At 68.6% G+C, this 6,400-nt stretch carries 5 protein-coding genes; 2 read left to right on the top strand and 3 right to left on the bottom strand.

All coding sequences use genetic code 11. From position 1 onward, the window contains the following. Positions 1-76 precede the first annotated feature (76 nt). Entirely contained in the window at positions 77-415 is a 339-nt protein-coding gene (locus SBI20_RS16280; RefSeq protein ID WP_317975999.1) for a chorismate mutase, read from the bottom strand. 131 nt (positions 416-546) lie between these two features. Here SBI20_RS16280 and SBI20_RS16285 point away from each other — a divergent pair, with 131 nt between their 5' ends. Beyond that, positions 547-1,560 carry a polyprenyl synthetase family protein gene (locus SBI20_RS16285; protein ID WP_317976000.1) on the top strand — a complete coding sequence of 338 codons (1,014 nt, stop codon included), beginning with the start codon at positions 547-549 and terminating at the stop codon, positions 1,558-1,560. Between the two features lie 87 nt (positions 1,561-1,647). On the opposite strand, the gene SBI20_RS16290 is transcribed toward SBI20_RS16285, so the two are convergent. After that, positions 1,648-1,857: a hypothetical protein gene (locus SBI20_RS16290; RefSeq protein ID WP_317976001.1), complete on the bottom strand. Its 210-nt coding sequence runs from the start codon at positions 1,855-1,857 to the stop codon at positions 1,648-1,650. Positions 1,858-2,085: 228 nt separating this feature from the next. Between SBI20_RS16290 and hrpB the strand changes: the two genes are divergently transcribed. After that, a complete protein-coding gene (hrpB, locus tag SBI20_RS16295; RefSeq protein ID WP_317976002.1) occupies positions 2,086-4,542 on the top strand; it encodes an ATP-dependent helicase HrpB in 2,457 nt (818 codons plus the stop codon). 10 nt (positions 4,543-4,552) lie between these two features. On the opposite strand, the gene SBI20_RS16300 is transcribed toward hrpB, so the two are convergent. Then, a complete protein-coding gene (locus tag SBI20_RS16300; RefSeq protein ID WP_317976003.1) occupies positions 4,553-6,328 on the bottom strand; it encodes a cation:proton antiporter domain-containing protein in 1,776 nt (591 codons plus the stop codon). Positions 6,329-6,400: the final 72 nt, after the last annotated feature.

Raw genomic sequence — 6,400 nt, forward strand, 5'->3', positions numbered from 1 at the left:
GGCCCTTTACCGACTGAGGGGCTTTCATCGGCTGGGGAGCGTGGGCTGCTGCCCTCGCTCCCGGCCCCTTTCCCGCTCAGCGTTCGGCTTTTGCCTGTTCGTGGTGGCGGATCACTTCCTCGATGATGAAGCGCAGGAACTTCTCCGAGAATTCGGGGTCGAGCGCGGCGTCTTCGGCCAGCTTGCGCAGGCGGGCGATCTGGCGCTCCTCGCGGCCCGGATCGCTGGCGGGAAGCTGCTTTTCGGCCTTGTAGGCGCCCACGGCCTGGGTGATGCGGAAGCGTTCGGCCAGAATGTGGATCATGGCCGCATCGATATTGTCGATGCTCTGGCGATAGCTGGCCAGAACCGGGTCGGGGCCTGCACTTGCTGCTGCGGCCAGCGTGTCGTCGGGCTTGCCCGCATATGCGCTCATGGGTTTCTCGTGCCTTGCTGTGGATCGTGATGGTATGGAGGGCGATCAATCGACCGCTCAAATGACGGTCTTGTCGCTACCGCGCAACTTGCGACTTGCCAAGCCGTGCCCCAAGCGCCAAGCGGGCAGCGATGACTGCACCCCTCCATACGCTCCCCCGCAAGGTCGAACCCTCGTTGGCGCCGCTCATGGCGCTGGTGGCCGATGGCATGAACAGCGTGAACGCCGTGATCCTCGACAGGATGCAATCGCGTATTCCGCTGATCCCGGCGCTGGCCGGGCATCTTGTCGCCGGGGGCGGCAAGCGCATGCGCCCGATGCTCACGCTCGCGGGGGCCGCGCTGATCGGGTACGAGGGGGATCGTCACTACAAGCTGGCCGCCGCGGTCGAATTCATCCACACCGCGACCCTGCTGCATGACGACGTGGTCGATGGCTCGGACATGCGCCGGGGCAAGAAGGCGGCCAATATCATTTATGGCAACCCGGCCACCGTGCTGGTTGGCGATTTCCTCTTCTCGCGCAGCTTCGAGCTGATGACGGAAGACGGCGCAATTCAGGTTTTGCGCATCCTTTCAAATGCTTCTGCGGTGATTGCCGAGGGCGAGGTGGACCAGCTGGTCGCCCAGCGCCAGGTCGAGACGAGCGAGGAACGCTATCTCTCGATCATCAACGCCAAGACCGCCGCGCTCTTTGCCGCAGCCTGCCGGATCGCCGCCGTCGTGGCCGAGCGCTCGGAAGCCGACGAACTGGCGCTCGATGCCTATGGCCGCTATCTGGGCATTGCTTTCCAGTTGGCCGACGACGCCATCGACTATGATTCCGACGCTTCGGAAATGGGCAAGGATCAGGGCGACGATTTCCGCGAGGGCAAGATGACCCTGCCGGTGATTCTGGCCTATGCGCGCGGTTCGGAAGACGAGCGGGCCTTCTGGCGCGAGGCCATTGCGGGCAACCGCAACAGCGACGAAGACCTTGCCACGGCCATCGCCCTGATTCGCAAGCACGATGCCGTGCAGGCCACCCGCGAACGCGCGCGTGACTATGCCCAGCGCGCCATCGACGCGATCGCCCGATTCCCCGACAGCGATGCCAAGGCAGCCATGTGCGAAGCCGCCGAATTCGCGGTGGCCCGCCGCTTCTGATCAGGGGCACTTCTGATCGGACCCGCTTCTGATCGAAGCCGTTCCTGACCGGAGGCCTTTCTGACCGGAGTTGGGGGCCGGGCTCCTCTAGTCGGGAAGCCGGGCCATGACGGTCTCCAGCGAGGGTTCGGCAAGCGGCGCGCCGACCAGCAGGGTCAGCCCCAGCGCACCTGCCAGCGCAAGGGCCAGCATCACCGCGACGACCCGCCGTTTCTGCAAGGGGGCGTGCGGGGCGGCCGGTTCGGGCTGCGCATTGGGGGGTGGGGGCGGCCAGGGGTCTTTGAGATCGAGAAACATGGCATCCTCTCGGGTGTGGTGGCCTTCGTCGTTGCGGGTGCGAGGGCCAGGCGCCGGGTTTATCATGAAAGGGGGCCCGTGCGCAGCAGCTTTGAGGGTAAAACCGGCCCGTTTATGCTCTTTTAAAGCGAGCCGGGGATTGTCCCGAGGGTGGCAGGCTTTCGGGCACGCGCGGGTGTTTCTGCTCCACTCTCGCCAAGCCCGCCCCCGCGCGATAAGGGCTGGCGGGTGACCGATCTTCCCATTCATGCCGTCCTGCCCGAGCTGCTCGCGGCCCTCGCCAGCGGGCCCAATGCCGTGCTGATCGCGCCGCCCGGCGCGGGCAAGACCACCGCGCTTGCGCCCGCCCTGCTCGACCAGCCCTGGTGCACGGGCACGGTCATCGTCCTGTCGCCCCGCCGCGTGGCCGCGCGCGCGGCGGCCGAGCGCATGGCCCAGACCCTTGGTGAAGAACCGGGCGAGACCATCGGCTATGTCACCCGCCTCGACACCAAACGGTCGGGGCGTACCCGCGTCGTGGTGATGACCGAGGCGATTTTCGTCGCGACGATCCTGTCCGATCCCGAGCTTTCCGGGGTCAGCGCGGTGCTGTTCGACGAAGCCCACGAGCGCCATCTCGATTCTGACCTCGGCCTTGCCCTCGCGCTCGAAGCGCAAGGGGTCTTGCGCGAGGATCTGCGCGTGGTGGTCATGTCGGCCACGCTCGATGGCGCGCGTTTTTCCGCGCTGATGCCCGGCGCCCGCGTGATCGAGAGCGAGGGCAAGGCCCATCCGCTCGAAATCCGCTGGCTGGGGGCCAGCCCGCAGCTCCGCACCGATCAGGCCATGGCCAATGCCGTGGTCCAGGCCTGGCAGGAGCAGACCGGCGACATCCTCGGCTTCCTGCCCGGTGTGCGTGATATCGAGCGCACCGCCGACCTTCTCGCCCAGCGCCTGCCTTCCGCGCTGATCCTGCCGCTGCACGGGCAGGTCGAGCCTGCGGGCCAGCGCGCGGCGATCCGGCGCGATGCGCAAGGGCGCCGCCGCATCGTGCTGGCCACGGCCATTGCCGAAACCTCGCTGACGCTCGACGGCGTTTGCGTGGTGGTCGATGCCGGGCTTTCGCGCCGGGCCGAGTTCGACAAGGTGGCCGGCGTTACCCGCCTCGTCACCACGCGCGCCAGCCAGGCCGCCGCTGCCCAGCGCGCGGGCCGCGCCGCGCGTCAGGGGCCGGGCGTGGCCTATCGCCTGTGGGAGGAAGCCGCCCACGCAGGCCGCGCCGCCTTCGATCCGCCTGAAATGCTCACCTCCGATCTGGCCCCGCTGGCGCTCACGCTGGCGCAGTGGGGGGCGGGCGATCCGGCGCAGATGGCGTGGATCGATCCGCCGCCCGCGCCCGCGATGGCGGCGGCGAAGGCCGCGCTGGCCGCGCTCGGCGCGCTCGACGGGGAAGGGCGGATCACCGCCCATGGCCGGGCCATGGCGCGCCTGCCGATGGAGCCTGCGCTCGCCCACATGCTGCTCTTTGCTGCGCAGCATGGCGCAGCGGGGGAGGCTGCGCGGCTGGCCCTCTTGCTTCAGGAGCGCGGCCTTGGCGGCAGCGGCGAAGACCTTGCCCGGCGCTATGATCGCTGGCGCGGCGACCGCAGCGCGCGGGCCGAAGCCTCGCGCAAGCTGGCCGCGCGCTGGGCACAGGCGGCACAGCGTCAGGTTCCGGGCCGGGCGGGGGAACAGGATGGCCCCCCGCTCGGCGTGCTTCTGGCCGAAGCCTTTCCCGACCGCATCGCGCGGCCCCGCGCGGCCAATGGCGAGGAATGGCTGTCTTCGGGCGGGCGCGGCTACCGGCTCGATCCGGCCTCGCCACTGGTGACCGCGCGCTGGCTGGTGATCGGCGACGCGCAGGGCGAGGCGAAGGGCGCGCGGATCATGGCAGGCCTCGCGCTCGACGACGAGGATGTCAGCCAGTGGCTTGCCCACCGCATGGAGCAGCGCCACACACTGACCTGGAACGCACAGGAGCGCCGGGTCGAGGCGCGGCTGGAACGGCGGCTGGGCGCCATCGTGCTGGGCAAGGCGCCCGATCCCAGGCCCGATCCGGCAGAGGTCGCCGCGCTCCTGATCGAGGTTGTCCGCCGCGAGGGGCTCGATGCGCTGCCGCTGGGCAAGGCGGCGCGCGCGCTGATCGAACGCGCGCGCTATGCGGGCCTTGAAGGCCTCGAACCGCAGACCCTGCTCGACGAGGCCGAAGACTGGCTGGCCCCGCTGCTCAAGGGCCATCGCGACCTCGATCTTCCGGCGGGCCGCCTGCACGAGGCCTTGCTCGACCGCCTCGACTGGAATGCGCGCAGCCAGCTCGACCGGCTGGCTCCGGGCGAATTCCGCTCGCCCGCGGGCACGACCCACGCCATCGACTATGCCCACGAAGGCGGCCCGGCGGTCGAACTGCGCGTGCAGGCGCTGTTCGGGCTCGACCGTCACCCCACCATCGGCCAGACCCATCAGCCGCTGTTGCTCTCGCTGACCTCGCCCGCCGGGCGCCCGATCCAGACCACCGCCGACCTGCCCGCGTTCTGGCGCGGTTCGTGGCGCGATGTGGTCAAGGACATGAAGGGGCGCTATCCGCGCCACCGCTGGCCTGATCAGCCCTGGGCCGAAGACCCCAGCCTCAAGACGCGCAACGCCTTCGAGGCCTCACGCAAGAAGTGAGCCGGAGCCGCTATTCACCGGCAGGCGATAGGGGCGCATGGCTCTGTGGCGAGGTGATGATGCGGTCGCGCGCGGCGCGCAAGTCGCCCGCCTCGATCTGGATCTTGAGGCGTTCCTTGTCGCGCGCGCGGTACATGTCTTCGGCGCGCTTGATCGCTTCCTCGCTCACCCCGCTTTCGTTCAGGGCGAGGCGGGCCATCTTGATGGCCGATTCCATCACCTCGCGCACGACACCGCGCGCGGGCGAACCCTTGAGGCGGACGACCGCGCGCCGGTCGTAGGCGCGCAGGAAGATCGCCGCATTGGGGAAGGCCTGCTGCACCGCCTCCAGCGCCCCGGCGCTCATCTGGTCGCCATCCATGCAGAACATGATCAGCGCGGCTTCCTCGGCCCCGGCCTGGCGCAGGATGTCCAGCCTTGTGCCGTCACCGAAATAGACCTTGGCGCCATAGCCCTGGGCCACGTCGATCATTTCCACGTCGGTATCGACCATGGTCACGCTCAGGTCGCTGGCCATGAGCATCTGGGCCACGGTCTGGCCGAAGCGGCCATAGCCGACCACGAGGGCATGGGCATGATCGGCAGAGGGGCCCTGTCGTTCGCGGCTCTTGCCCGATTTGACCGGATCGGCCCGCAGCGGCTTGGTCAGGGCCATCAGGAACGGGGTCGTGGCCATCGAAAGGGTGACGATGGCGCCGAACAGGCTGGCCGCCTCGGGCGCGATCAGGTTGGCGTTCTGGGCCTGGGTAAACAGCACGAAGCCGAATTCGCCGCCCTGGCTCAGCAGCAGGCCCAGCGCGAGCGCACCGCGCCACGTCATGCGGAAGGCCAGCCCGATCAGGAAGATGACCAGTGCCTTGATCCCCACCAGCGCCAGCGCCATCGTCGCCACGAACAGCGGGCGTTCGGCAATCGCGTGAAGGTCGAGCATCATGCCCACCGCCAGGAAGAACAGCCCGAGCAGGATCGAGCGGAACGGCTCGACATCGGCTTCCAGTTCGTGGCGATAGGGGCTGTCGGCCAGCATGACCCCGGCGATGAAGGCGCCCAGCGCGGTCGAAAGACCCAGCGTTTCCATCAGCGCAGCCGAGGCCATGACCGTGAACAGCGCGGCCACCACGAACATCTCGCGCTCGCCCAGATTGCCGATCAGGCGGAACAGCGGGCGGATCAGATAGCGCCCGGCCAGGATCAGCCCGGCAATCGCCAGAACGGTATAGAGCGCCTGCTGCCATCCGGGAGGCGCATCGGCGTTGGCCGGATTGCGGCTGAGCACGCCGATGATGGTGATCATCGGGATGATCGAGAGGTCCTGGAACAGCAGGATCGCGAATGTCCGCTCGCCAAACGGCGTGCGCAGCCTGCCCGAGGCCTGCAACATCGGCAGCACCTGCGCGGTGGACGAAAGCGCGAGCGGCAGGCCCAGCGCGATGGCCGCCGTCGCCGAGAAATCGGTGCCCAGCGCGATCATCGCGGCCACGCCGGCCCCGCACAGCACGACCTGCAACAGCCCCAGCCCCAGAATGTCGCGCTTCATCCGCCACAGGCGCGAGGGATTGAGTTCGAGCCCGACGAGGAACAGCAGCAGCGTGATGCCCAGTTCGGCAATGCCCATCTTCTGGTCGGCCTCGCCCACCAGGCCCAGCACTTGCGGGCCGACGACGGCCCCCGCCACGAGATAGCCCAGCGTCGCGCCCAGCCCCGCGCGGCGGAACGCCAGCACGAAGACCATGGCAAAGCCAAGCAGGAGAAATCCGTCATGCAACATCGAGGAGGGCTGGTTCATCGCGTGCGAGGGTCGTCCCTTTTTGTGCGCCGCGTCAAGTCTTGCAGCATGGCAGCAATCAAAAGCCGTAGA

It is taken from the genome of Novosphingobium sp. IK01 (assembly GCF_033242265.1).
In the GTDB taxonomy this organism is placed as follows: Bacteria; Pseudomonadota; Alphaproteobacteria; order Sphingomonadales; family Sphingomonadaceae; genus Novosphingobium; species Novosphingobium pituita.